Consider the following 26,571-nt stretch of genomic DNA (forward strand, 5'->3'; position numbering starts at 1 on the left):
GTTTTTATCTCATGATAGAAGTGGACTAAAGCAAATCTTCACCACTGATCTTGGCTTCCTGGATGTCTTTATAGACCCCCATGCAAATGACGAACAAAATCATCGTCGCCACCAATGGCCAAAAAAGTACATATAGGGTCATAAATTGACTACTCATCTGAAATCTCCTTATTTACTTTTCTCAGATACCTGGTGAAATTCAATCACCATCTTATTGATTTGTTTAAAATCAAATCGTTCTTTGCTATTCATTAAAGTCAGTACGGTACAGACAATGGCGCTGCTGCCGTAGGCGGTCAGGGAACTCAATAGCGTGCCATAATCACGCAGGAAGCCGATGGTCCATGGAAGGAAGCCGATACTGGCCAGAATACCGACCACCAGGCCGACTTTCTTGCCAAAGAAGCCAAAGCTCATCAGACCCAGTACCACACCAATACCGATGGTGGCCATAAGCTCAAAACTGAGTGCGATCAGACCCTGAATTGGCAGCCATTCAAATCGAACCACCAGAAAGCTTAAAAATGCGATACCGACAGACCAGTTAAAGGCACGGGCATTGACCTTGTCCCAGTACAGGCTGGCAATCACCGGGAATACGATGGCACCCCAGAGTGCACCGACGAAAATCAGCATCGCTAGAATGTCGAATTTAAGCGTGGCAATTAAAATACCGAGCATGGTGGCTACAATCATGGTCATCCGGCCAATAAACAGCATTTTCTTCGGATCAGGACGATTTTTAGCAATCTGTTTGCCATAAATATCGGTCATTACGATGGCAGACAGGGCAGATAAATCCGAATCCGCCGTTGACGAAAGCGCGCCAATCACCATGACAAAGAGTAAGGCCACCATAAATGGAGACAGATACGTTGCTGCCATTTGTGGAATCAGGTTGTTCAGGTTGCCATCAATCGGCTGAATCCCGGCAAATAGTGCCAATAATCCGAGCATTCCCAAACCGACGACAATCGCGGCATAACCGATGGTTGCAGTAATGAAGCTGGGTTTGATCAAGTCTTTACGCACTGCAAACAGGCGTTGGGCGATGGTCTGGTTACCAATTGCATAAGCCAGTACCGCCACAAAAAATGGTGCACCCTGTTCTAAAAATGCGGTTTTCGAAAAGAAATCCAGTTGTTCCGGTTGCAGATTATGCATGCCAGTCTGGAACAGTGAGGGGCCGCCCAGGGTGAAAAATAGCGTCGGAATAATGATCACTGCCGCCACAATCATGGCGACCAGTTGACCAAAGTCGGTAAATACCGAGGAGCGGAAACCTGACCATAAAGTATAGGACAGGACGCCAATTCCGGTAATCAAGACCCCATGGATAAAGCTGAGGGGAGACAGAATTTCAACCAGCGCACCTGCTGCGGTAAAGTTTACCATCAGACTGATCACGCTCCCGACAATGTTGGAGCCTGCCAGAATCATCTGGCTCTGGTTACCATGCCGTGCATGCATGATTTCTGCCAAAGTGTGTGCATTGGGTGCCAGGTCGCGGAAACGTTTGCCGAATGGGTAGATAAATAAAATCATCAGTGCACCCCACAAACCATAGTGTAAGGCACCGGAAACACCGTATTTATATCCGGACGAAGCTGCTGCATAAAATGAAGCGGCCCAGATCCAGGTGGCGGTCATACTGGCCGCAGACATTCCAAATCCGATGGAGCCATTCGAGACCATATATCCATCGACATTTTCATTTTTTTGCTTAATGCGTAACGACAATAGAAAGGTGATGCCATAGAAAAGCACCATCAATAGTACAGTTGCTGTACTAGTGAATTGAAACATACATACTCCTTAAGCGGGTCACCTTTTGTTTTTGAAAATTAAATCATTGGCAACAGATTAAGGCTCTAGATTAGACAGAGCAGTGAAGCTACAGAAAATAAAAAAACCAGCGTCTGAATATCAATTGGATATTCATATCTGCAGCAGAAAAGAGGATGATTCATGCGTCCTGAATGTGGACATTTCCTCAGCAATTGGCGTAGAGGTTAACATAAAATCATCAAATTTACTGATGAAGTCATTAATTATGTAGATTCTTTGCTGATATAAGGCTATTTTTGATTTCAACATCTTATAAAATGTAGATCTGTTGGTTATATATTTTTATAGGAATTACAGGTATTTATTGCATGGTTTTTTATTAGAATAAAGATGGATGTCAGTCAGAAAATGAAAAAGTAACAAAATTTTAATATTTCTTATTTTCTTCATTATGAGTAGTGATTTTTTTCATAATAGCCTAAAAAACTTTCATTAATTCATGTCTGATGATGCTTATATATTCTGAATTTTTGCATAAGAATAGAGGCCGAGAATCAGTTTGAATTTAAGCTTTATATTTTCAATTGATTAGCATGTAATTTCGCTCTTTTTAGCGAAGAATTTAAGAAATATTTGAATCAATATTTTTGGTTAATATATCGGTGAAAAAAAGACTTAATATCCTGGAAATCCATTTACTAAAGTAGATCTATTGATTTTAATTCTCACTCTTTATTAGAAACTATGGTGGGGTCTTATATGTGAGATTTAGGTATCTTTGAATAGAGTTCATATATTAAGATGAGTGATCGGAATAATCTGGGCTACCGGATATTACTGGAAGTCGATTGAAGCAGGCGATATAGTTTGCTCATACAGACAGGCTCGAAAAGGGAGAACAGCGGGGCAGAGTCTTAAATCCTGCAATGGAGCCCGGAATGGGGATAGCTGGATACAAAATTATTTCAGTAGTGCAACTCGCCGACAGAGAGATGAGCTAAAAAATGAACTCGACTGTTTCAGTCTATCCCGAGAAGCTTTAGCCTAGCCTTAATAAGTTTTTTATAACGGCTCAAGAATAAGTTCTGTACGCATTTTAAGTGGTCTTGCTGTTGAAAAATAATACAATTTTCTTAAGTGAAATTATTGTTAATCGGTTTTGATTTTTCTTTAACAAATTGTGTTAATCTACGCGACTACATTCAATTTTCCTGCCTGAAAATAAACACAATATTTTAAAAATACAGAATATTTCAGCCGTAGTTTTCGTATTTGCCATCTAGCCGATTTCCTTATTTCACAGTAGAATATGCGCTCTCTCAAGTCACATTGTGGCATGGTTGTTCAGACCATCCCGTGGAGCCAAAATCAGCATGTTTATCGTTGCCGGTGCACCCGCACATTCTTCTTTTAAGAAAACTCAACTATTATCGCGTTTGACGTCAATTAGTTCTGTTCAATCAATTGAAAGTCAATGGGTCTACCTCTTTGACCAAGCGCTCAGCGAGCAACAACAGCAATCAGCTTTACAGCTTCTCAACGATGGGCAATCTTTTGAATTGCACCAGGCTGCAAGTGATGAAATCCAAATTTTAGTGACACCGCGTGTCGGCACCATCTCGCCTTGGTCTTCTAAAGCTACAGACATTTTCAAAAACTGTAATACGCCGGTTCATCGTCTTGAGCGCGGCGTTTTATTTACGTTGAAGGGTCTAAAAGACGTATCAAATGAAGTTCAACAGATTTTGCATGACCGTATGACTGAAAGCGTATTTAATGCGATTGAAGATGCTGCGGTATTATTTGTTGAAACAGCACCAAAACCACTGAACTCGATTGATATTCTGGGTGAAGGTAAAGAAGCACTGGTTAAGGCCAACAACGAATTTGGTTTTGCATTGTCGATGGAAGAAATTGATTACCTGACTGAAGCGTTTATCAAGCTGGGTCGTAATCCAAATGACATCGAACTGATGATGTTTGCACAGGCAAACTCTGAGCATTGCCGTCATAAAATCTTCGGTTCTGAATGGACCATTGATGGTGAAGTTCAGCCATTGTCATTGTTCCAGATGATCAAGAATACTTATAAAGAATCACCTACAGATGTATTGTCGGCTTATAAAGACAATGCTTCGGTGATTGTCGGTTCGGATACCCAGCGTTTTTATCCAACCAAAGAAGACAATGGCCAGCAGGTTTATAAATATAAGAGTCAAGCCGCGCATATCTTGATGAAAGTGGAAACTCACAACCATCCGACAGCGATTGCACCATTTGCCGGTGCTGCGACAGGTTCGGGCGGTGAAATCCGTGATGAAGGTGCGACCGGTCGTGGTGGTAAGCCTAAAGCAGGTTTAACCGGCTTTACAGTATCTAACCTGAACATTCCGGGCTTTGAACAGCCTTGGGAAGAAAACTATGGCAAGCCATCGCGTATGGCATCGCCGCTACAAATCATGATTGAAGGCCCACTGGGTGGTGCTGCGTTTAACAACGAATTTGGTCGTCCTGCCTTAAATGGTTACTTCCGTACCTTTGAACAAAACATCAATGGCGATGTTAAAGGTTTCCACAAGCCAATCATGATTGCCGGTGGTTATGGCAACATCCGTCCAGATCACGTTGAAAAAGATCCAATCTTGCCCGGTGATTTATTGATCGTGCTCGGTGGCCCTGCCATGCTGATCGGTCTCGGCGGTGGTGCAGCATCTTCTGTAGACAGCGGTAAACTCGGCGAAAACCTGGATTTCGCTTCGGTACAACGTGAAAACCCGGAAATGGAACGCCGTTGTCAGGAAGTGATTGATACTTGCTGGCGCATGGAAGACCAGAACCCGATTGTGTCTGTACATGATGTGGGTGCAGGTGGTGTATCGAATGCCATGCCTGAACTGGTGAATGACCATGAACTCGGTGCGGTGCTGGATCTGCGTAAGATTCCATCGCTTGAGCCGGGCATGTCGCCTATGGAGATCTGGTCAAATGAAGCGCAAGAGCGTTATGTACTGGCGATTCGTCCATCTTCTTTAGAATTATTTGAATCGATCTGTGCGCGTGAACGTTGTCCGTTTGCGGTACTCGGTGAAGCAACTGAAGCGCGTCACTTAACCGTTGAAGATCCGTTATTTGGCAACAAGCCAGTGGATATGCCAATGCAGGTGATGCTTGGTGGTACACCGCGTATGAGCCGTTCATATGAAACCATTGAACGCAAAGGCGATGATTTCGACGCGGCTAAAGTCACAGATCTGAAAGATGCGATTTATCGTGTTCTGAAAAATCCAACAGTTGCATCCAAGTCGTTCCTGATCAGTATTGGTGACCGTTCGATTACTGGTATGGTGGCACGTGATCAAATGGTCGGTCGCTGGCAGGTTCCGGTGGCGGATGCTGCGGTAACAACGACAAGCCTAGTAGGCTACACCGGTGAAGCGATGGCGATGGGTGAACGTCCACCAGTCGCATTGCTCAATCCTGCTGCATCGGCACGTTTATCAGTGGCTGAATCAATCTCGAACATCATGTCTGCAAAGATTGAAAAAATCAGCGACATTAAATTGTCTGCAAACTGGATGGCTGCTGCAGGTCAACCGGGCGAAGATCAAGCGCTATTCGAAGGTGTAAAAGCCATCGGTATGGAAATGTGTCCAGCACTGGGTATCGCAATTCCAGTCGGTAAAGACTCATTGTCAATGCGTACCACCTGGAATGACGAAGGCGAAGACAAGTCTGTGACTTCTCCAATGTCAGGCGTGATTACTGCATTTGCACCTGTGACCGATGTTCGTAAAACATTGACCCCTGAATTGAAAAATGAAGAGTCGGTACTGGTTCGTATTGACTTGTCTAAAGGTCAGTTCCGTCTAGGTGGTTCGATTCTGTCTCAGGTGTATAAAGCAATCGGTTCTGTGACGCCTGATGTCGACAGCTTCGATGACTTCAAAGCATTTTTCGCTTTGGTTCAAGACTGGAACAACCGTGGTCTGATCAAGGCATATCATGACATCGGTGATGGTGGTTTATTGGCGACTGTTGCAGAAATGATGTTCGCATCACGTTTGGGTGTAGCACTAGAAGATCAATCAACTGCAAGCCTGTTTGCAGAAGAAATCGGTGCAGTGCTTCAAATTAGCAAAGCAGATTGGGCAGCATTAGAAGCTGAAGTTGCAGCATCTACCCTGAAAGATGCAATTGCAGTGGTTGGTACTGTAAATACTACTGACCAATTGTCTGTAAATGGTCTGGTACTTGAACGGGCTGACCTGCAAGTGGCTTGGACGGAAGTATCCCACCAAATCCAGCGCCTACGTGACAACGTACAAACTGCGGATCAGGAATTTGCTCTTATCACTGACAAATCTCATGCAGGTATCATTGCGAAACCGACATTTGATTTGAATGAAGCGATTGAAGCGCCGTACATTAATTCACGTCGTCCGAACATGGCGATTCTGCGTGAGCAGGGTGTCAATGGTCATATCGAAATGGCAGCAGCATTTGATAAAGTCGGCTTCAATACCGTTGACGTACATATGAGTGACTTGCTGGCAGGTCGTATCAGCCTGGATGATTTTGAAGGCTTAGTGACTTGTGGTGGCTTCTCTTACGGTGACGTGATGGGCGCTGGTGGCGGCTGGGCAAAATCAGTATTGTTCAATACTAAATTGCGTGACCAGTTTGAGAAATTCTTTAACCGTCAGGAAACCTTCTCGCTGGGTATCTGTAACGGCTGTCAAATGTTGTCTCAGTTGGCTCCGCTGATTCCGGGTGCTGATGCTTGGCCACGTTTCCACCGCAATACTTCTGAAGTGTTTGAAGCACGTGCGGTGAATGTTCGTGTGGAAAAATCAAACTCTGTATTGCTTCAGGGCATGGAAGGTTCGATTCTGCCGATCGCTGTAGCACATGGTGAAGGTCGTGCGGTTGCAACTGCGGAAAACTTTGCTGCGCTCAACGCATCGAATCAGGTGGTTCTGCGTTATGTAGATAGCTTGGGGAATGCAACACAACATTATCCATTGAACCCGAACGGCTCACCGGAAGGTATTACCGGTGTAACCTCTCAAGACGGTCGTGCAACAATTATGATGCCGCACCCTGAACGTAACTTCCGTGCGATTCAGCATTCTTGGAAACCAGAAGACTGGGATCAAGATGGTGCTTGGTTACGTATGTTCCGTAATGCACGTAAGTTTATTGGTTAATCGATTTTAGATGATGAAAAGGGGTCGCAGTAGCGGCCCTTTTTTTATGTATATTTCGGAGTTAACATCGTTTAAATAATTCAAATAAGTAACCAGTTTAGATCATGAAAATATTTACATATTTTATCTTTGCATTATTGTGTTTTAGTGCAGATTATAACTTTGCAGATGGTGCATATTTAAAAATAGAAATAACGGCAATAACCATTTTAGGACTCGTTTCCTATAGTCTGGTTTATTTGACTCTCTTCGAAAAAATGTCGGATGAGCTGTATAGTCCACATTTAAAAATCATCTTGTGTTTAGCTTTGCATTTGATCGCTGTTGCGATCTTTTATATGAAATATCGTAAACACTACAGATCTACTAAATCATGAAAATATATTGAGATTCAGGATAGATGTTGAGCTTTTTGACAATGATGATGCATATAAAATAAAGAGGTACCTCATGCCAAGAATATTTATCAGATTCTCAAGGTGCATTTTACTTATTTCACTATTCACATTGGCGGGGTGTGATACATACATGTGGCGAGCTAATATCAAGCATTTAGATGAAATAAAACAAAGTGGTTATTTGCCGAAACTCAATCGTGATCGCGATATCGAAGGCCCTGATGTGAATCAAAACGGAATTCGTGATGATATTGATCTCTATATTGAAAAGAATTTTATAAATATGGAACAAAGACAGGCGGTAAAACAATTGGCTATGGTTCTGCAAGAGAGCTTATTACTCGATACTTCTCAGCAATACCCGCTACGAAAAATTGCATTTGAAAAATCGCGCGCGATAGGCTGCATTTACGAGCGTTTTTCTCAAGATACTTTGTACAAACCATCCAATGTCGTTCAGCATGTCATTGCAGTCACCACAAACACAAAACAGCGCTTTAAGGCGTATTTAGCTTTTAGTAAAGCGATGGATGGTAAAAGTATCACACTTCCAAATGAGAACTTATGTAATGAATAATTCATGCTTACAGCAAAGTCACTTCTCATGTGGAAATATCAGAAAATTACTAATCATTAATTTTCTTAATTTTTAATAAATAACATTTAAAAATATTAACTTAATTATACTTTATGGAAAAATAATTTAAAAATATCTATAATTACTTAATTCGTATCCACCTTGGGGTGGATTTTTGCTTTTTAAGCATTCTGATTTTTTAATTTAACTTCTCCCACTGAACTTGGTTTAGATTTTGCTTTCATATTGTATATAAAGTGCTATGGTATGTTTTATGCACAACTTTATTGCACTATAAAAGAAAGATGGAATAGATCAGTTCAGTATCAATTCTCAAGTATGAGGTGATGACATGGCTAAAACACTTAGAATAATGGATAAGGCGGCAATGCGTCAGAAAGGCTGGATGTTGTTTGCTATTGTCGTAGGACTACAAATATTGTTTGTTGTGGGCAGTTATTTGATGCAGGGTTCTTGATATTTGGCTTTAAAAAAGCCACCGAGAGGTGGTTTTTTAGTTTTGTTTCTATATTTGCTTTTGTTCGGGCATGAGGAACATTGCTCCGAAAGACAAAACCCCTTCGTCAGACTGATAGAATGATTATATCCCACAGGCTGACAGGTGACATCCATGTCGATGGTCAATTAAATATGATTGATGGAATAGTTAGATTATGAGTTGAACTTGCTTCAATACCGCCTTTAACGTATTTTCATAATCAAAAGATGCATTGGTACTGTCCTGATAACGCCAAGCCACATAACCATCTGGACGAACCAGCACCGCACCTGATTCATGAACTTCAGACTTGGCATTCCAAGTACCATAGACATCACGATACTCACGTGAACCAATCTGAATTACATCTAAATAAGGTAAATCTAGAGCCTCGGCAGCCAATCTCCAGCCTTTGCCTGATAAACCTGTCAGTAAGGTAAAACGGCCTTTACCGCTAATATCCAAAGTGGATTGCTTTTGGCCTTTGCTATTGATTAGCCAGGTATGTGGAACTTTGGCACCCGGACGAGTCGTGGCTTGCAGATAAAGCTGTTCATCTTTGTCAAAGATCTCGGGCTCAGCTTCATTCATTACCGCATTTGAGCTATAGCGCTGATTCAGTTCAACACCTTGGGCATTAAATTCAAAATGCTTAATTTCAAGTGCTTCAAATAACTTTTTACGAATTTTGGCACCTTGCTCATCTTCAGCAAAAATACGTTCCAGCATTTGTTTTTGCGTAGTGATGCCTTGGTCAAAACCAAAGACTTCTTTTAAATGCTTATAGTCAAAACGGGACTGGTTGGCACGTGCGACAATCTGCTTGCCTACAGGCGCACGTTCAGACGTATATGAATCGAGGAGGGAAGGTGCGGCCCAACCTTTGATTGCATAGGCGAGTTTCCAGCCAAGGTTAAACGCATCCTGCATACAGGTATTTGAACCTAAACCGCTTGAAGGCGGGTGACGGTGTACAGCATCACCACCACAGAACACGCGGCCTTTAGAATATTCAGTTGCCCAAGTCTGGTTTACATACCAGTAGGACAGTTTTTGGATTTCAACATCTTCCACTTCAGCGCCAACAAATGTATTCAGACGCGATCGAACCTGTTCTTCAGTCACTTGTGGCTCGCCTTTGGAAATGTCAAAGCCCCAGCCCATAATCCATTCATTCCAAGGCGTAATGGCACGTAGCAAGCCCATGCCGAGATCACCAAAGCTGGCCTCAGGATTGACGATCCATTGCAGAATCGCAGGGCGGTGCTGAACATATTTGCTTAGATCGGCTTTAAAAGTCACATAGACTGTACCCGCACGCGCCATCACACCTTCGAGTGGTAGCTCAAGTTGCTCAACCACTTTTGAGCGTGCGCCATCCATACCAATCAGATATTTGGCTCTTAAACTAAATTCTGTGTTGGTAATCCGGTTCAGGAAAGTAGCGGTGACACCATTTTCATCCTGAACATGCGATAAATATTCAGTATTGAAGTTATAGATTGCACCGCGCTCACCGGCATTCTTGACCAGTAAGGCTTCCATTTTCGGCTGAATCAAATCCACCAATGGACATGGACTGCCTTTGATATAGTCGCCATGACGTTCATCACCTGTGCCCCAAGCGCTTAAACGGGCAATTTCTTCACCGACCAGACTGGTGGTAATCAGGCTTTCGCCCATGTGTTCCCACGGTGTCGCAATTTCTTTGACTTGTTCTTCAATGCCTAAATCACGTAATACTTCCATAGCACGCTGATTGGTAATATGTGCACGTGGACTATTGGCCAGCCAGTTAAACTGTGTGAAGAGTTGAACTTTAATTCCATAGTTTGCCAGTGCTAAACCTAAGGTCGATCCTGCAGGTCCTGTGCCAATTACCAATACGTCAGTATCGTAATGCTGTGTCATACATGACTCCATGTGTCTGTCTGAAGAACAAGATTTGAATATATTTACAATCCAGTGTAGTGAAATTCAGGCAATACAATAGGAGTATTCATATAAACTATAGGTCTATTGAGATTCTTACTACTTTCTCGTTTGGCAGCTTAAAATGCCTGAGAATATGCGGCTGAGTTTATGGAACTTCGACATTTACGTGCTTTTTTAACAGTAGCTCAGGAACAGAGTTTTACCAAAGCAGCAGATAAGCTGTTCACGGCGCAGCCTTCTTTAAGTCAGCAGATTAAGGATCTGGAGCAGGAAGTCGGTGTAATGCTGTTTGACCGCTCATCCCGGCAAATCAAACTGACCGATGAAGGGCAAGCTTTTTTGATTCATGCTGAACAGGCGCTTGAAAGTGCCAAACTGGCAGTTGCCGCGGCGCGTCAGGTGGCGCAGCAGAAAAATAACCAGATCCATATTGGCTTTTTAAATGTTGCAGAACTGAAAGTGATGCCAAATATTCTGGCCAAACTGAAGCAGAATATTCCTGATTTAAAAATTCATCTGCATAGTCTGACCTGTATGGAGCAGATTCAACGCCTGAAAAATGCCGAGCTGGATTTGAGCTTTACCCGCTATTGTCTGCAACATCCCGATTTTGACAATATTCATTTAATGAATGAACAGATTTATCTGGTGGCAGCCGAGTATTTACATCCCACAGATCGGCCATTGAAGTTACAAGAACTGAAAAATCATCAGTTGATTATGTGTGAGCAAAATGCCTCGCCAGTCTTTTATGCGCAGTTGAATCACCTGATGTCTTTTGAACAATTGCAGCATGACCAAATACTGTGGGTTACCAATGTGTTGCAACATATTAACCTGATCAATATGGGCATGGGTTTTAGCTTCGTCCCGGAATATCTGCTGCGTTTTTTAAATGAGCATGTGAAAATCGTGCAAACAGATCAAGTCCTGCCACAATTAGGACTTTATGCAACATTTAACAAGAATTCTCATAATTCTGCATTGAATATTATTACCCAGGCACTGGACAATAGATCTTAAATAAGCCATTGAAAATGTTGAAGGGAAACATGCTAAAACTCATTTATTATGTACCAGATGAACATCTTGAAGTGACTAAGGAAGCCTTGTTTAAAGCGGGTGCAGGCGGCATCGGAGATTATACCCACTGTGCCTGGCAGGTACTGGGAACAGGACAGTTTAAAGCGCAGCAAGGTACAGATCCTTATATTGGTGAAGTCGGGGAATTAGAGCAGGTTGAAGAGTGGCGAGTAGAAATGCTGGTTGCTGATGAAAAGGCGGTCGAGGTCGCCAAAGCTCTGAAAGCAAGCCATCCTTATGAAGAGCCTGCTTTTGAGTTTATTCAGCTCCTGGATATTAAAGTCTAAACGTGCAACCTTATTGCTGCTAGAAGTAATGGTGCGCATCGTGTTTTAGCGTACCATCAGCTTATCTGTTTAAAATGATTAACCTCCTTTTATGAGTATAAAATCAGTCATCATCATAAAAATAAAACAGGAAAATAATAATGCAGTGGTCAAAACAGCTCGGCAATATCCTCAAGAATACGCTCAGTAAAACTATCAAACATGGTGCGGGAATCCTGCATAGCCGCATTCCGTATTCTCATGACAATCCCTATCTGGATGGGATATTTGCGCCACAACGACAGGAGCATTTTGCTACTCAATTGATGGTAGAAGGGCAAATTCCTGTAGAATTGGAAGGTGCGCTGATGCGGATTGGCCCGAATCCGATCACGGTAAAGAACCCACGAAATTATCACTGGTTCACCGGTGATGGCATGATTCACGCGCTGAAACTCAAAGCTGGTGAAGCACATTGCTATAAAAGTGCTTATGTCGGATCGGCCAGTGTGCAGAAAAAATTGCATAGACCACAGATTTCAGGGAAAACGCGTGGAATCGCGGATGCGGTCAATACCAATATCATCCACTTTGCCGGGAAAATCTGGGCACTGGTCGAAGCGGGGGCTTATCCGATCGAAGTAAATCGTGAACTGGAATCAAAACGGCATCAACTTTTTGAAAATGATCAGGATTTACCGTTTACGGCTCATCCGCATATCGACCCGGAAACAGGAGATATTCATGCGGTTTGTTATGATGCCTTGAATCATCATCAGGTTTTTTATTTACATATTGATGCTCAAGGCAAACTGCAACATCATGTCGAAATTCCAGTCAAACATGGCCCGATGGTGCATGACTGTGCCATTACTCAATCTCAGGTGCTGATTCTGGATTTGAATGTCAACTTTTCTATGCGTAGTGCCTTAAAAGGCTCACTATTACCCTATCAATGGAATCCTAAACATCAGGCTCGTATAGGTATGCTGCCTTTTGGTGGCAGTGCGGCAGACATCCGCTGGTATGAGATTGATCCCTGTTTTATTTTTCATACGGTCAATGCTTATGACCTGAACACAGGTGATGTAGTGATGGATGCAGTGGTACATTCCAAGGCACTGGTCAGTTCCATTCAGGGACCAATAGAAGATCAGGAGATTCGGCTGGAAAGATTGATCTTCGAGCAGCAAACAGGAAAAGTCACTCGAACTGTATTATCCAATATCAAGCAGGAATTTCCGCGGATCAATGAAGCCTATACAGGGCGGCCTTATCGCTATGTCTATAGTATTTCCTTTGCCGGCTTTGATGATCCTTATCATGTTAGCAGTAATACACTCTTGTACCATGATCTGGAAACCGGCAGTACAGCAAGCTATTCCTTTGGAGCAAACTGGGTTACAGGTGAGGCAGTTTTTGTCGCCCGAGAAGGTACTCAAACAGAAAATGATGGCTGGCTGATGTCTTATCTACACGCCTTGGATGGCAGTCCATCGAAAGTGGTGATTTTAGATGCGCAATATATTCAGAAGGGGCCTATTGCCACGATTCATTTACCGGTTCGTGTATCCGTCGGATTTCATTGTAACTGGATGGATGACCGGAAATTGAGAACTTATTATTCTTAGATTTTGATGATGCATAAGCACTTTGGGTGCTGGCACAGTCTCATATCGCGTGAAGATTTAAATCTTTATTTAATAGGTTGATGTTACTTTGAAGGATGAGAAGGGTAGGTCTAAATTAACCGAGATCCCAGGTTAGGCAGAAAATTCATTTCTGAATCTCTGCCTAAGAGTGGTATTCATATCGCCAAGAATATCAAATCAAAGATTTATTCTTCTATTGCTACTGTTAAACTTTCTGGATAAATAACTCACGATCAAAACGGTATTGCGGGAAGAACACGCCGTCTTTGGCGCGTTCACCTGCACCAATCACCATGACTGGATATTGCTGATCATTTAAGCCCAAGATATCGCGTACCATCGGTTCATCAAAACCTTCCATCATGCAGCTGTCAAAACCATAAGCACGTAAGGCCAAGACCAGATTTTCGCAAGCCAGTGCCGTTGTTTTGGTTGCCCAAAGTTTGGCATCACTTGGACTAAAGGCAGAAACAGGCATCTGTTTATCTAAAGTGCGGGCAACTTTGAAAGCCACTTTTTTAAAGTTGCCAAAGACATTTAAATAACCGGTTTTATAGTTATATGGAATGTATTTATAGTATTTTTTGATGGCAGCTGGTGCTTCCGGATATGGAAATTCATTGACATTCCGTTTGGCCATTTCATCAATACGGTCGGTACGTGCCACACAGATAATCAGCTCAGAAGCCGTTTTTGCTGCCAGTTGGCTCATGCAGGCTTTGACCAGTCGCTTTTTCTTCGCCGGGTTTTGTACCACATAAAATGTCCAGGGCTGCAAGTTTGACGAATTGGGAGCCAGCAACGCCAGATCCAGACAAGCATCAAGTACATCTTCTGGAATTGGTTTTTTGGTAAATTTACGCACTGAACGACGACTTTCGATCACTTTACGGAAATTATCGACATCAATATCCTGTGGAGCAGGTTCATAATAACGTTTTTTATCAGGATTGGCGCTATCAATGGTTTCAGGAGACTGGGCAATAATGGATGAATTTTCAGTAGACATATTCTTTATTCTTACAGGTAAAGGAATCAATGAGGCAGTCTAAACCAGCTCATTGAGATCCTAAGTTTGAAAATTAGTTGAATTGTGTGAAATCAGGTTTACGTTTTTGCATAAAAGCTTGTACGGCTTCCAGCATTTCCGGAGAGCCAACGCGCTGCATGAAAATTTCTGCTTCATGGTCGATGCAGGCCACAATTTCATCCAGATTATGTTTCATCAAGGCTTTGGTTTGCTTCAAAGATGCCAAAGGTAATGCTGCTAAAGTCTGCGCCTGTTTTTGTGCAGCCGCATAGGCATCTTCTTCAATACTATTCACCAGACCGGCACCGAGTGCTTTTTCGCTATTGAATTTTTGTGCAGTCAGCAATAATTCAGCCGCTTTATGATAGCCCGCCTGCTGAATCAGCAATTTGCTTGAAGCGCCTTCAGGCGATAGGCCCAGACTGACAAATGGAATCTGGAACAGGGCAGTATTGTCACTATAGACCAAGTCACAATGCAATAAGATGGTTACCCCAATCCCGATTGCAACGCCACGTACCGCTGCAATTAAAGGCTTGGAAAACTTGGCAGCCGCTTTGAGTAAAATAAAGGGCGGGCCTTCAGCCGCAGGGGCCTGACCTTTCTTGGCAGCAGATTTCATGAAATCCTGCATATCATTGCCCGCGCTAAAGTCCGTGTCCTGACCGCGTAACACCACCACACGCACCTGATTGTCCTGATCTGCTTCATCGAGCGCTTGAGCAATCCATAAATACAGCTCGCTGTATAAGGCATTTTTCGCTTCCGGGCGATTGATGGCTAAAGTGAGTACGCCATGTTCTAAATTCGCATGCAAATGCTCATGAGGTTGTTGAATACAGCTCAGTGTCATCGTACTATCCTTGCTTTAAAACTTAATTTGATTTTATGAGATTGATTATGTCGCATATTTATTGGGGCGGCACAACTCATGAGTCATAAAAATGATCTGTTATGAACTATACATTTGATTATCTGGTTTTCATTGGCCGTTTTCAGCCTTTTCATCTGGCGCATATGCAAACCATTCAGATTGCTTTGGAACACAGTCAAAATGTGATTTTGGCCCTTGGTTCTGCGCAGAATGAACGCAATATCAAAAATCCATTTCTGGCTTCGGAACGTGAAGCCATGATCCTTGCAAATTTTAGTCCGGAAGATCAGGCGCGGATTCAATTTGTAGAAGTCATTGATGTTTATAATGATGAAAAATGGCAAAAACTGGTGAAATCGTTGATAAATCAGGCCATAGAACCGAATGCCAAAGTCGGACTGATTGGACATTTTAAAGATGATTCTTCATATTATTTAAAATTTTTCCCGGAATGGGAAATGGTCGAACTGGAAAGCCTAGAAGGTGCTTTATCCGCTACGCCGATGCGTGAAGCTTATTATCGCGGTGAAATTCAACGGGATAAATTTCCACAAGGCACGATTGAGTTTCTAGAGCAATTCCAGCATACCGAAACCTATCAGCAACTCAGTCAAAAATTTGTCCAGAAGGATAAAAGCAATCTGGCCTGACTCGATCAGATGGCTAGAGGCTGATTCATGGTGGTCTGAGCATGCTGTTTTAAACATTTACCCAGAATCGCCAGAGCAGGAGACTGCTGTTTCCAGTGATGCCAATACAAGGGGACTTCAATTCGCATTTCACCGGAAAGTTCAATCAATTGTCCTGATTCCAGCAAATGCCGGGTTTGATAATCCGGCAACCAGCCATAACCCAAGCCCATGACAATGGCATCAAAAAATGCATGCGTCGATGGAATAAAAAAGTGAGGATATTGTGCCGGACTCAGGCCAAATTCTTGCTGGATATACTGGGTATGCAACTGGTCTTTTTCATTAAACAGAATCGCCGGTGCGTGGCGTAAGGCATCACGATGTATTCCTTGTTGAAACCAGTTCCGGGCAAATTCAGGCGTGGCAACCAGACGGTAGTGCATTTGTCCAATCCGCTCGGCCAGACAGCCTTTCATGGCTTTGGCTTCAGTGCTTAAACAGGCGTTGACCAGTCCGGCTTCCAGTAAATGATGGGTTTGTGATTGGTCATCCAGTTGAAAATGCAGCACAATTTTATGCTGGATCAGTTGGGCTTGTAAGGTCGGCAATAACCAGGTTGCAAGTGAATCGGCATTGGTGGCAATATTCAGACAGTAAAAACCTTCCTGTTGTACCTGTCCGCCCAAATCCTGCATCAAATTTTGTTCTAGCAAACGCTGATGCTGTAAATAATGCAATAAAGTTTGTCCAGATTGAGTCACGCGACAAGGCCGGTCTCTCACCAGCAGCAAGTGTCCCAATTGTTTTTCCAGACTCTGAACACGAAGGGTCACTGCTGAGGCAGTAATATTGAGTTGTTCTGCCGCCAGATCAAAACTTCCAGTTTTTGCAACCGCGTAAAAAGCATCACATTGTTTCGCATTCAGCATCGCTACAATCTAAGAAAAATTTAGTTAAATTGATATTAACTTAGTTTTAATGAATAGCTTCCTTTTTGTTGAATAATTCATGTATTCAAAAAAGGGGAATGTGATGTTCAGTTATATGGTCAGTGGCTTTGCTGTAGGTATGAGCCTGATTGTCAGTATCGGGGCGCAGAATGCCTTTGTACTAAAACAGGGTTTAAAACAGCAGCATATCTTCCTGGTCTGTTTGACGTGTGCCTTGTCTGATACTATTTTGATATTATTAGGTGTTTTTGGTTTTGCTCACATCATTGAACATTATCCAAATGCGGTTATGTTTTCTAAATATATTGGCGCAGGATTCCTGTTTTATTATGGTCTGCAACATGCAATCAATGCATTTAAATCAACAGAAGTTTTGGCTCCAAGTGATCAAGTTACAGCACATTTTTTACAAGTATTGATGATCTGTCTGGCATTTACTTGGTTAAACCCGCATGTTTATTTAGAAACCGTCATCCTGATTGGTTCAATTTCAACGCAATATAGCCTAGGAAAATGGTGGTTTGCGCTTGGTGCTGTCTGTGCATCCTGGTTTTTCTTTTTTAGCTTGGGCTATGGGGCAAAGATATTGACACCCTGGTTTCAGCATCGCCATGCCTGGAAGGTTCTGGATGCTCTCATTGCTTGTACCATGTGGATCGTCGCAGGGTCATTAATTCTAAGCATTTAATTCAACTGGTAATATAAAAATCCTCAATTGAGGATTTTTATATTTTGAACAAGAGAATGCGAGTAAGGTCTGTAATTGATATTTGTCTAAACATTCTGTTTAAACATTTTTCAAAGAGAATCACAATAGAAAATGGAGTTTGCAGTGCTCGCTGTGTAAGCAAATTTTACTTCAGATTTTGTTGGAATATATGATCATATTTAGGAGATGAATTTTAAAATCAAACTATTAACAGTCTCCATTCGATGAGTATACTTCGATTAAGCCATTTCTTAAAAATAAATACTAACGATTATTTTTTCCATTAGTCACTAAGGGTTTTACAAAAACTTCAGTTAACTGGTATAAAAATAACGAAAACAAAAATTCTAAAACTGAAAAGAAAATTTAATTTCAGCTTGAAGCGTGTATCTAAATCCGATCAATAAGAAATTAAACAAGGTGGATTTAAAATTGAAAACAACAATAAAAACTGGACTGATTGGCCTGGCAATCTGTTTATTTTTCAGCAGTCAGACTTTTGCAAAATCATGGACGCTCACTCCTAAAAGTGATGTCGGCTTTGAGATCAAGTCAATGGGACTGACTGTGGTCAAAGCCAAGTTTAATCAGGTGCAATCCAGCATGCAGTTTGATGCCAAAGCACCGCAAAATGCTTCAACGCATCTGGTCATGGATGTCGAGAGTTTGAGTTTTAATAAACCGTTATTGAAACATATGATTTTGGGTGAAGACCTTTTTTATGTTGAAAAATACAAAACGGTAAGTTTTAAAAGTATCCAGTTTAAAGACCTGGGCAATGGTAAATACAATGTTTTAGGCAATTTGACTTTGCGTGGTGTGACCAAACCGGTGATTTTTGAAACAACCTTTAAGTCGAGTCTGTCTAATGACAACTTGCTCGAAGTCCAGGCATTTGCAGTGATTAACCGCAGTGATTTCGGCATGAGAAAGGGGATCGCAGGCGTAGGGGAGAAAGTGAATCTGCATCTCTCGGGTCATTGTGAAGTTAATTAAGGGTGTTTGAATACAGTCTTTTTTCAGATTAATAGACTGCTGCATGTCTATTGCTTAGCTTTAAAAATTGAAGCATAGAAGACATATAAAATGCTTGTATTACATCAAAGTAATCACAAAAAAAGCCCGATTTTTTCGAGCTTTTATCCTTGCAGGAAATAGTCAATTAAGCACTTTGCAGAGCTTTTAAATCTTCCAGGACTTGTTCGGCATGACCTGCGGCTTTGACTTTACGATATTCTTTGACCAGTTCGCCGTTATGGAAAATAAAAGTCGAACGCTCGATCCCCATGACTTGTTTGCCATACATGTTCTTTTCTTTGATCACATCAAAGTGATTACACAGGATTTCTTCTTTATCACTGATCAGATTAATACTCAGATTCTGCTTTTCAGTAAAGTTTTGATGGGCTTTGACCGAATCACGAGATACGCCAATAATGGTGGTATTTAAAGCATCAAACTGGTCTTTTAAACAAGAAAATCCGACGGCTTGAGTGGTACAACCCGGAGTAGAATCTTTAGGATAAAAATAAATCACCAGCCATTCTGTATCCAGCTGGGTTAAATTGATTTCAGCTGTCGTTGCAGGGAAACTCTGGTCAAGCAAACTGATGGCAGTCATATTAACTCCTGTTTTATTTAAATTTTTCAAAAAAATAAGCCACATTATAGTGGCTTATTTCATCAAAGAATAATGAGATATTATTTCTTCGGCGCAGCTTGAGCTGATTTCATTGCTTCTTCAGTCAAAGTTTTCAGTTTGCCTGTTAACTGTGGACCAAAACATGCTTGCAGGTCTTTATTCTGCTTCTGTACAAAAGCTAAAGTTCCAGGACTTTTCTTCTGATTAATGGTGCTTTGGATTTCCCATTTTTGTGCATTGGTTAGTTTACCATCTGCTTCAACAGCGCAAGTACAATATTTACTGACTTCAGCAGCGGTCAGTTTTTTACCTTTGCCAGTTTCATCTTTACAAACATTGATCAATGCAGATTTTACATTGGTGCTTTTATAAGCTTGTTGTAATTTGTCATCAGCTGCCTGAGCCGTTGTTGCGAACATAGCAGCAGCTGAAACAATTGCTGAAAGCACGATGCTTGATTTTAAATTCTTCATAAACTCTACCTTGTTATTACGGTATATAACGTGTCGGGTCTTCAACACCTGCGTCCGCAAAACCCTGTTTACGTAAACGGCAACTGTCACATTTGCCACAGGCACGTCCTTGGTCATCTGCTTGATAGCATGACACCGTTTGACTGTAGTCTACGCCATGTTCAATACCTAAGCGAATAATATTTGCTTTGGATAAATGTAACAAAGGTGTTTCAAATTTGAGCGCCTGACCCTCTACGCCAACCTTGGTCGCAAGGCGTGCCATGTTGGCAAATGCGTCAATAAATTCCGGTCGGCAATCCGGATAGCCCGAGTAATCAACCGCATTAATTCCGATCACAATTGCTTCGGCTTTAAATACTTCCGCAGCGGCTAAAGCATAAGACAGGAAGATGGTATTACGTGCCGGAACATAGGTAATCGGGATACCGGCTTGTTCATGATCAGGCACCTCAATGCTATGATCGGTAAGGGCTGAGCCACCCAGATTGCCCAGATCAATATTAATCACACGATGTTCCACACCGGCAGCTTGAGTCAGTGCTTTGGCTGCATCCAGCTCTGTGGTTGAACGCTGACCATACTTAAAACTGATCGCGATACATTCGTAGCGTGCCTGTGCCCAAGCCAGACATGTAGTTGAGTCTAATCCGCCAGATAACAGAACAATGGCACGAGGGCGCATAAGCTGATTCTCCAAAAAAGTAACTTTACAAAAAATTAACGACCAGTTTCATCATTCCATAACAACTTGTGCAGCTGTAACTGGAAACGAACAGGGAGATGGTCTTCTAAAATCCACTGAGCCAAATCACGCGCCAGTTGCGGTAAACGAACCGCGCCTTTTTCAACCGCAAATGCAGGCGAGAACCAGACTGTACTGACTTTCTCTTGGAGCTGATACTGTTCAAGCTGCTGCTTTGACCATTCATAGTCTTCACGGTTGCAGATCACAAACTTGATTTGATCATGTGGCGTTAAATGATCCAGATTGGATAACAAATTTCGTGCAACTTCACCTGAAGTTGGGGTTTTTAAATCTAGAACTTTGGAAACGCGCGGATCTACTTTAGCAACATCTAAAGCGCCACTGGTCTCTAAAGAAACCTCACAACCTAAATCGGCAAGGCGCTGCATTAAAGGCAAGGCATTCGGTTGAGCCAGTGGTTCACCACCGGTCACACAGACAAAGGGTGTTTTAAAATCGAGCGTGGTCTGAATAATTTCATCCAGAGATTGACGCTCACCACCTTCAAAGGAATAGGTGGTATCACAGTAGCTACAACGTAACGGGCAGCCGGTTAAGCGGATAAAAACCGTTGGCAAGCCCGCAGCATTGGCTTCACCTTGTAATGAATAGAAGATCTCCGTAATGCGTAAACCCGCAGACGGATCAGAAACTGGAATTGCGGAAGAACGAAGCGTATTCATAACAAAACTAACCACTGAGAAATAAATAACCGGGTATAAAAATAAAAATCCCTACGATCATGACTGATCGTAGAGACGGGGAGCGCTTGAAGCTCCGAGGAACACCAATGTGCCCTCTAAGTTAAGACATATTAGTCTTCGCGTAATAGATCGTTCAGGCTGGTTTTAGAACGAGTTTGCGCATCTACTTTTTTCACGATAATTGCCGCATAAAGGCTGTAAGTACCACATTTAGAAGGCAGACTACCTGCAACAACGACTGAACCTGCTGGTACGCGACCATAGTGAATTTCACCAGTGGCACGATCATAAATCTTGGTCGATTGACCAATGAATACGCCCATTGAAATTACAGAACCTTCTTCAACGATCACGCCTTCAACGATTTCAGAACGTGCACCGATAAAGCAGTTATCTTCAATAATCGTCGGGTTGGCCTGAAGTGGTTCAAGTACACCACCAATACCAACACCACCAGACAAGTGAACATTTTTACCAATCTGTGCACATGAACCCACAGTTGCCCATGTGTCCACCATCGTACCTTCATCTACATAGGCACCGATGTTGACATAAGAAGGCATCAAGATCACGCCTTTGGCCTGGAATGAACCTTTACGCGCCACCGCGGGAGGGACTACACGTACGCCAGCCGCTTTGAATTGTTCTTCAGTCCAGTCTGAGAATTTAGTATCTACTTTGTCATAGAAACGAAGATCACAAGCTTGCATTGGTTTGTTGTCGTTTAATTTAAATGATAACAATACCGCTTTCTTAATCCATTGATGAACAATCCATTCACCATCGATTTTTTCAGCAACACGTAAAGTACCATTGTCTAGACCAGCAATTACGTCCTCAATTGCTTGACGGATTTCAGCAGGGCAATCTGCAGCTGTGAAATTCGCACGATCTTCAAACGCTTTTTCAATGATTGTTGAAAGCTGCGACATGATCTTCCTTCCAGAAAAAATTTTCTAGATTTTACACTATATCGCATTAAAAATAGTTGAGCAGATTGAAAATAGATGAAAAATAGCCAAAAGTGTGGGAAGTTTGAAAGAATGAACGTGATAAGTGTTATTTTTCATTATTTTAAAATGTAGTAGAAGTGTTAGAAAAAGCCAGGTTATCAACAAGAAAAACTAATTTGTATCAAAAAATAACAAAAGATCAGCAAAACATGAATAAAAAATATTTTTTAAGTCCTTTATATTGAACCCATCACGAATAACTAATGATCAAAATAAGTTCTTTTGAGGAGAGAAATAATGAAGTCTTTACATAAAATTTTAGCAGTTTCCATTTTGGCTGCAGTAGCTGGCTCTGCTATGGCTGCTGATGAAACAATCGTAACAGATGAAGGTGTGGCATCTTTTTCTTTCTTTAAACCCGCAGCTGTTCGTGCTGAAGTCGGTACTACCGGTTATGGTGGTGCACTTTCATGGAACGTGAACCCATATGTCGGCGTGACTTTAGGCTATAACGGCGGTGATATTTCCTGGTCTGATGACTTGTCAATCAATGGTTCGAAATACGATCTAGATATGGACAATAACCTGACCTATTTAAATGCTGAAATCCGTCCTTGGGCGAACTGGTTCTATATGGCAGCCGGTGTTGCATATATTGATAATGATTATGGGTTAGAACGTCGTCCAGGTACTAATGCCTCATTCACAGTTGATGGAGATCGTTTTAATGCAGGCGACACAGATGTTCGTATTAATGGAGACTTGTCATATAAAAATAATATCGCACCTTATGTAGGGATCGGTTTCTCTCCAGCAATTACCAATCGTTGGGGCGTATTTGGGGAGGTTGGTGCCTATTATAATGGGAATCCTACTGTAAGTTTAAATGCTAATCCAGAAGCTTTAAACCTACGTAGTGGTGACCGTAATTTAGGAGAGGCATTAGCTGATGAACGTAATGCAATTCGTAACGACAATGAATACGAATGGCTACCAGTAGCGAAACTGGGTGTCAGCTTCCGCTTCTAAGTTTAAGCTGCATAAAAAAACGAGCTTCGGCTCGTTTTTTTATGCTTTGAAATGAGCAATTTAAAAGTGATAACCCAGTTTTAAGCCCATGATCCAGGCACTATTATCAGAAACAGCAGATAAACCCGCTATCTGAGGCGTAAGTGACTCAGATGTTGAGATCTCAGGTTTTTGAAATTTTAAATAATAGAATCCTGTGGCAATATCCCAAGTATCTTGAATCTTGTAAAGATGACCTAGTCCAATACCCCAATATCCATCACTCGGATTTAATGTCGAAGCCGGATTTCCTGTACCGGAATCCCATAAGAGTTCGATAGAATTTATGCCAAAGGAGGGCCATTGATGGGCAAACCCAATTTTTGCAGACCATTGATCCTCACGATAATCAATCATCCTGAATGATTTTAATTCTGGAAATTCTAAGGCCGCATAGTCAATCACTGCACCGAATTTAGGCGGCTGAATGACAAAATTTTGCCAGTTTAACCAGCGTAATGTGCCATAAAAGGCCTTTTGATAAGGCAATCCTGTTTGAAAATCCAGATGGATGGATTGAGGGGTTTGAATCTGGGTATAGGGGGAGGGATTGGTGCCTACGACAATCGATTCAGCAGTTTTATGATGGTGAGCAATGGCTGAACGGTAAGTCAGTGCAGTTCTAAAAAAATATTCGGGTAGTTGATAACTGAATCCTGCAAGCCAGCCCCAAGCGGGATCTTGTTCAAATGTAGCCCGATAACCATTAAATATATAAAAGGTTTGCCCGGATAAATATAAGCTTCCTTCCAGACTTTGATAACTTAGCCCTGTATAAAAATTCCAGTGATTATCCGGTTGGAAGCCGATTAATGATGTGAGATTGTGGCTATCAAACTGGATAGTCGCGGCTTCAACAGAAAGCGCTTCACCTGCAAAAACAGGATTATAACTATAAGCCACATCTACATGATAAGGCTGATCATAAATCAGTCCCCATGATAGTTGAGGGTGAAGCTGTAATTTTAAGGCAACATTAGAGATAAATTGCGTACTGGCAAGTTGGCCCGTAGAAAAGTCAGTAATACCCAGTTGTTGCAGCTGCTCGGTATGCTGTACCTGACCGCTAATATCAGGGCGAACCCAAGCCAATGAAATTTCAGCATAATGATTTTTTTCAAAAAAAGAGTGAATACTTTGATTGGACTGTTCAAAAGCGGCGCTATAACCTGACCCAGAAAAAGCGCAGTCCATACAGAAAAGAGCAAATTTGCTGTCGATCATATTGGTATAATTCAATTTATTATTAATGTGATTATGCTTGATATTTATACAGAGTATCCACTTGAAAATAATAAAGAGGCTCGCTGGCCTCTTTGATTGAAAACTTATATATTTTTATTCGTCTGGATAGGCGACTTTTTTAAGCGCTTTAATATCGGCATCCGGCGAGCACAGGGAAATAAACTCGTAGCCATAACCACGTAGTAAATGTCCTTTACGTACCGCAATCCAGGTGGTATTCATGCCAAAAATATCCGTTTTAATCTGCTTTAAACGGTAATCACGCTCCGGGTCATAAGCGACATCGTTGACAATGCCGACGCCCATATTCATTTCTACATAGGTTTTGATGACATCGGCATCGAGTGCGGACATGACGATATCGACATCAAAGCCGGCTTCTTCAAAGGCGGTATCAATCTTGGAGCGACCGGTAAAACCACCATGATAGGTAATAATCGGGTAATGGGCCAGATCTTCGATCCGGATCTGATCTTTAGTTGCAAGTGGATGATTTTGCGGCGTAATAATACTATGTTGCCAGTTATAATAAGGTACGCTGGCCAGATTGTCTTCAGTCGTCAGTGCTTCGGTTGCAATACCGATATCGGCTTGACCTTGCAGCAGCATTTCCGTGATTTCTACCGGGCTGGCCTGTTGCAGAATCAAATGTACTTTAGGAAATTCTTTTTTAAATTGGCTGACAATCGGCGGTAGCACATAGCGCGCCTGGGTATGCGTGGTGGCAATGGTCAAGGTACCTTCATCAACTTTATTAAAATCATCAGCCAGACGCTTAATATTATCGGCATCGACCAGCATGCGTTCTACAATTCCTAATAGTGCCTGACCCGGCTCGGTTAAACCCAGTAGACGCTTACCCTTACGGATAAACAGCTGTACGCCAAGCTCATCTTCCAGATCTTTAATATGCTTACTTACTCCAGACTGCGAAGTATAAAGTGCAGCTGAGGCTTCAGTTAAATTAAAGTTCTGTCTAACCGTTTCTCGTATAATTCTTAATTGTTGGAAATTCATAATTCTCTTTACCCTAGAAGAGGATGGGGCATTTCGAAGCCCCATCTTTTGGTCTTAAGCGACCTGATTTTCAAATAAATGCAAGTTCACCGCACTTAACCACACGGTTTGATTGGGGCGGAATTGGTGTGCTCTTGCTTCATCAGGTGTCAGTAAGATTTCAATCAAGTTACCCTGACGGTCATTCAGTTCTGCAACGACTTTACCCGCAATCCATAATTCACGTATGAAGGTGGCCTGAATGGCATTGTCTTGTGGCTGTGCATGAATGCGCAGTTCATCAGGACGTGCGAATAAAATCACTTCACCTTGAGCAGCATTTTTTGCGCCATCAAACTGAATACGATCTTGACCGAGCTGAATAATGCCGCCGTTGTTCTGGCCTTCAAAACGATTGGCTTGACCCAAGAAATCAAACACAAATGGGGTTGCCGGCGTTTCATAGACCTCACGTGGCGAACCGATCTGTTCGACATTACCTTTGTTCATCACCACAATCTGATCGGCCACTTCCAGCGCTTCTTCCTGATCGTGGGTCACAAAGATCGAGGTGATGTGCAACTCATCATGCAAGGTACGTAACCAGCGACGTAATTCCTTACGGACTTTGGCATCCAGTGCACCGAAAGGTTCATCTAGCAACAGCACACGCGGTTCAACGGCTAAGGCACGTGCCAATGCAATACGCTGACGCTGGCCACCTGAAAGCTGAGCAGGGTAACGGTCAGCCAGAAAACCCAGCTGAACCAAATCAAGTAAACGCGTAACACGTTTTTTAATTTCCGCTTCAGATGGACGGGTTTTACGTGGGCGAACACGCAGACCAAAAGCAATATTGTCAAATACCGTCATATGACGAAACAGGGCATAATGTTGAAACACGAAGCCGACTTCACGTTCACGTACATGAACATTGGTCGCATCCTGACCTTCCAGAATGACCTGACCGCCATCTGCAGATTCTAGACCTGCAATAATCCGTAGCAGCGTGGTTTTGCCGCAACCTGATGGGCCGAGCAGGGCCACCAGTTGACCATCTGGAAAATCCAGCGAGATATTTTTAAGTGCATGGAATGCACCAAAGTGTTTTTCAATATTTTGTACTTGAATACTCATGTTGG

Annotated in this window: 24 protein-coding genes; 10 read left to right on the forward strand and 14 right to left on the reverse strand. The window is 42.2% G+C overall.

What is annotated here, in order from left to right; all coding sequences use genetic code 11:
• Positions 1 to 25 precede the first annotated feature (25 nt).
• Positions 26 to 157, reverse strand: coding sequence for a putative transporter small subunit (locus tag FTU40_RS15115; protein WP_005097597.1), 132 nt, complete (start codon positions 155 to 157; stop codon positions 26 to 28).
• 11 nt (positions 158 to 168) lie between these two features.
• On the reverse strand, positions 169 to 1,806 hold the full coding sequence (locus FTU40_RS05035) for a hypothetical protein (protein WP_005170049.1): 1,638 nt from the start codon (positions 1,804 to 1,806) through the stop codon (positions 169 to 171).
• A gap of 1,355 nt (positions 1,807 to 3,161) precedes the next feature.
• Here FTU40_RS05035 and purL point away from each other — a divergent pair.
• The 3 genes from purL (at position 3,162) to FTU40_RS15210 (ending at position 8,448) form a co-directional block, all read left to right on the forward strand.
• Complete coding sequence (gene purL / locus FTU40_RS05040; RefSeq protein WP_180040041.1) at positions 3,162 to 6,995, forward strand: phosphoribosylformylglycinamidine synthase; 3,834 nt, start codon at positions 3,162 to 3,164, stop codon at positions 6,993 to 6,995.
• Positions 6,996 to 7,523: 528 nt separating this feature from the next.
• A complete protein-coding gene (locus FTU40_RS05045; RefSeq protein ID WP_051064989.1) occupies positions 7,524 to 7,970 on the forward strand; it encodes a hypothetical protein in 447 nt (148 codons plus the stop codon).
• A 352-nt stretch (positions 7,971 to 8,322) separates the two neighbouring features.
• Complete coding sequence (locus tag FTU40_RS15210) at positions 8,323 to 8,448, forward strand: KGW motif small protein (protein ID WP_005170067.1); 126 nt, start codon at positions 8,323 to 8,325, stop codon at positions 8,446 to 8,448.
• A gap of 189 nt (positions 8,449 to 8,637) precedes the next feature.
• Here the strand turns inward: FTU40_RS15210 and FTU40_RS05050 are convergent, their stop codons facing one another.
• Complete coding sequence (locus tag FTU40_RS05050) at positions 8,638 to 10,380, reverse strand: FAD-dependent monooxygenase (protein WP_180040043.1); 1,743 nt, start codon at positions 10,378 to 10,380, stop codon at positions 8,638 to 8,640.
• Positions 10,381 to 10,551: 171 nt separating this feature from the next.
• On the opposite strand from FTU40_RS05050, the gene FTU40_RS05055 reads away from it, so the two are divergent.
• The 3 genes from FTU40_RS05055 (at position 10,552) to FTU40_RS05065 (ending at position 13,384) form a co-directional block, all read left to right on the forward strand.
• Positions 10,552 to 11,427 (forward strand): LysR substrate-binding domain-containing protein, encoded by an 876-nt coding sequence (locus FTU40_RS05055; protein ID WP_100329052.1) that lies wholly within the window; start codon positions 10,552 to 10,554, stop codon positions 11,425 to 11,427.
• Between the two features lie 29 nt (positions 11,428 to 11,456).
• Positions 11,457 to 11,774 carry an NGG1p interacting factor NIF3 gene (locus tag FTU40_RS05060; RefSeq protein WP_180040045.1) on the forward strand — a complete coding sequence of 106 codons (318 nt, stop codon included), beginning with the start codon at positions 11,457 to 11,459 and terminating at the stop codon, positions 11,772 to 11,774.
• Positions 11,775 to 11,914: 140 nt separating this feature from the next.
• The gene (locus FTU40_RS05065; RefSeq protein ID WP_180040047.1) at positions 11,915 to 13,384 is read left to right on the forward strand and encodes a carotenoid oxygenase family protein; all 1,470 of its coding nucleotides are present in this window, start codon (positions 11,915 to 11,917) and stop codon (positions 13,382 to 13,384) included.
• A 226-nt stretch (positions 13,385 to 13,610) separates the two neighbouring features.
• Here FTU40_RS05065 and FTU40_RS05070 read toward each other — a convergent pair whose 3' ends face one another.
• Together FTU40_RS05070 and FTU40_RS05075 are read right to left on the reverse strand one after the other, a co-directional pair.
• A complete protein-coding gene (locus FTU40_RS05070; RefSeq protein ID WP_074383348.1) occupies positions 13,611 to 14,414 on the reverse strand; it encodes a nitroreductase family protein in 804 nt (267 codons plus the stop codon).
• Between the two features lie 73 nt (positions 14,415 to 14,487).
• Entirely contained in the window at positions 14,488 to 15,288 is an 801-nt protein-coding gene (locus tag FTU40_RS05075) for an enoyl-CoA hydratase-related protein (RefSeq protein WP_005097587.1), read from the reverse strand.
• Between the two features lie 101 nt (positions 15,289 to 15,389).
• On the opposite strand from FTU40_RS05075, the gene FTU40_RS05080 reads away from it, so the two are divergent.
• Positions 15,390 to 15,959 carry a nicotinate-nicotinamide nucleotide adenylyltransferase gene (locus FTU40_RS05080; protein ID WP_005097586.1) on the forward strand — a complete coding sequence of 190 codons (570 nt, stop codon included), beginning with the start codon at positions 15,390 to 15,392 and terminating at the stop codon, positions 15,957 to 15,959.
• Positions 15,960 to 15,964: 5 nt separating this feature from the next.
• On the opposite strand, the gene FTU40_RS05085 is transcribed toward FTU40_RS05080, so the two are convergent.
• Positions 15,965 to 16,870: a LysR family transcriptional regulator ArgP gene (locus tag FTU40_RS05085; RefSeq protein WP_180040049.1), complete on the reverse strand. Its 906-nt coding sequence runs from the start codon at positions 16,868 to 16,870 to the stop codon at positions 15,965 to 15,967.
• Between the two features lie 103 nt (positions 16,871 to 16,973).
• On the opposite strand from FTU40_RS05085, the gene FTU40_RS05090 reads away from it, so the two are divergent.
• Positions 16,974 to 17,579 carry a LysE/ArgO family amino acid transporter gene (locus FTU40_RS05090; RefSeq protein ID WP_005097584.1) on the forward strand — a complete coding sequence of 202 codons (606 nt, stop codon included), beginning with the start codon at positions 16,974 to 16,976 and terminating at the stop codon, positions 17,577 to 17,579.
• A 453-nt stretch (positions 17,580 to 18,032) separates the two neighbouring features.
• Positions 18,033 to 18,596 (forward strand): YceI family protein, encoded by a 564-nt coding sequence (locus tag FTU40_RS05095; RefSeq protein WP_051064995.1) that lies wholly within the window; start codon positions 18,033 to 18,035, stop codon positions 18,594 to 18,596.
• A gap of 166 nt (positions 18,597 to 18,762) precedes the next feature.
• On the opposite strand, the gene FTU40_RS05100 is transcribed toward FTU40_RS05095, so the two are convergent.
• The 5 genes from FTU40_RS05100 to dapD form a co-directional block, all read right to left on the reverse strand.
• Positions 18,763 to 19,221: a peroxiredoxin gene (locus tag FTU40_RS05100; protein WP_005170083.1), complete on the reverse strand. Its 459-nt coding sequence runs from the start codon at positions 19,219 to 19,221 to the stop codon at positions 18,763 to 18,765.
• Between the two features lie 80 nt (positions 19,222 to 19,301).
• The gene (locus tag FTU40_RS05105) at positions 19,302 to 19,715 is read right to left on the reverse strand and encodes a hypothetical protein (RefSeq protein WP_005170085.1); all 414 of its coding nucleotides are present in this window, start codon (positions 19,713 to 19,715) and stop codon (positions 19,302 to 19,304) included.
• 16 nt (positions 19,716 to 19,731) lie between these two features.
• The gene (gene queC, locus FTU40_RS05110) at positions 19,732 to 20,400 is read right to left on the reverse strand and encodes a 7-cyano-7-deazaguanine synthase QueC (protein ID WP_005170088.1); all 669 of its coding nucleotides are present in this window, start codon (positions 20,398 to 20,400) and stop codon (positions 19,732 to 19,734) included.
• 35 nt (positions 20,401 to 20,435) lie between these two features.
• Positions 20,436 to 21,146, reverse strand: coding sequence for a 7-carboxy-7-deazaguanine synthase QueE (gene queE, locus FTU40_RS05115; protein ID WP_005170091.1), 711 nt, complete (start codon positions 21,144 to 21,146; stop codon positions 20,436 to 20,438).
• A 131-nt stretch (positions 21,147 to 21,277) separates the two neighbouring features.
• On the reverse strand, positions 21,278 to 22,099 hold the full coding sequence (gene dapD / locus FTU40_RS05120; protein ID WP_100329046.1) for a 2,3,4,5-tetrahydropyridine-2,6-dicarboxylate N-succinyltransferase: 822 nt from the start codon (positions 22,097 to 22,099) through the stop codon (positions 21,278 to 21,280).
• Between the two features lie 318 nt (positions 22,100 to 22,417).
• Between dapD and carO the strand changes: the two genes are divergently transcribed.
• Positions 22,418 to 23,149 (forward strand): ornithine uptake porin CarO, encoded by a 732-nt coding sequence (carO, locus tag FTU40_RS05125; RefSeq protein ID WP_180040051.1) that lies wholly within the window; start codon positions 22,418 to 22,420, stop codon positions 23,147 to 23,149.
• 60 nt (positions 23,150 to 23,209) lie between these two features.
• Here carO and FTU40_RS05130 read toward each other — a convergent pair whose 3' ends face one another.
• The 3 genes from FTU40_RS05130 to FTU40_RS05140 all read right to left on the reverse strand — a co-directional run bounded on the left by FTU40_RS05130 (position 23,210) and on the right by FTU40_RS05140 (position 26,566).
• The gene (locus FTU40_RS05130) at positions 23,210 to 24,412 is read right to left on the reverse strand and encodes an outer membrane protein transport protein (RefSeq protein WP_180040053.1); all 1,203 of its coding nucleotides are present in this window, start codon (positions 24,410 to 24,412) and stop codon (positions 23,210 to 23,212) included.
• Between the two features lie 114 nt (positions 24,413 to 24,526).
• The gene (locus FTU40_RS05135; RefSeq protein WP_005097573.1) at positions 24,527 to 25,450 is read right to left on the reverse strand and encodes a CysB family HTH-type transcriptional regulator; all 924 of its coding nucleotides are present in this window, start codon (positions 25,448 to 25,450) and stop codon (positions 24,527 to 24,529) included.
• A gap of 54 nt (positions 25,451 to 25,504) precedes the next feature.
• Complete coding sequence (locus tag FTU40_RS05140) at positions 25,505 to 26,566, reverse strand: sulfate/molybdate ABC transporter ATP-binding protein (protein WP_100329043.1); 1,062 nt, start codon at positions 26,564 to 26,566, stop codon at positions 25,505 to 25,507.
• Positions 26,567 to 26,571: the final 5 nt, after the last annotated feature.

It is taken from the genome of Acinetobacter sp. YH12100 (assembly GCF_013419135.1).
GTDB lineage: Bacteria > Pseudomonadota > Gammaproteobacteria > Pseudomonadales > Moraxellaceae > Acinetobacter > Acinetobacter pseudolwoffii.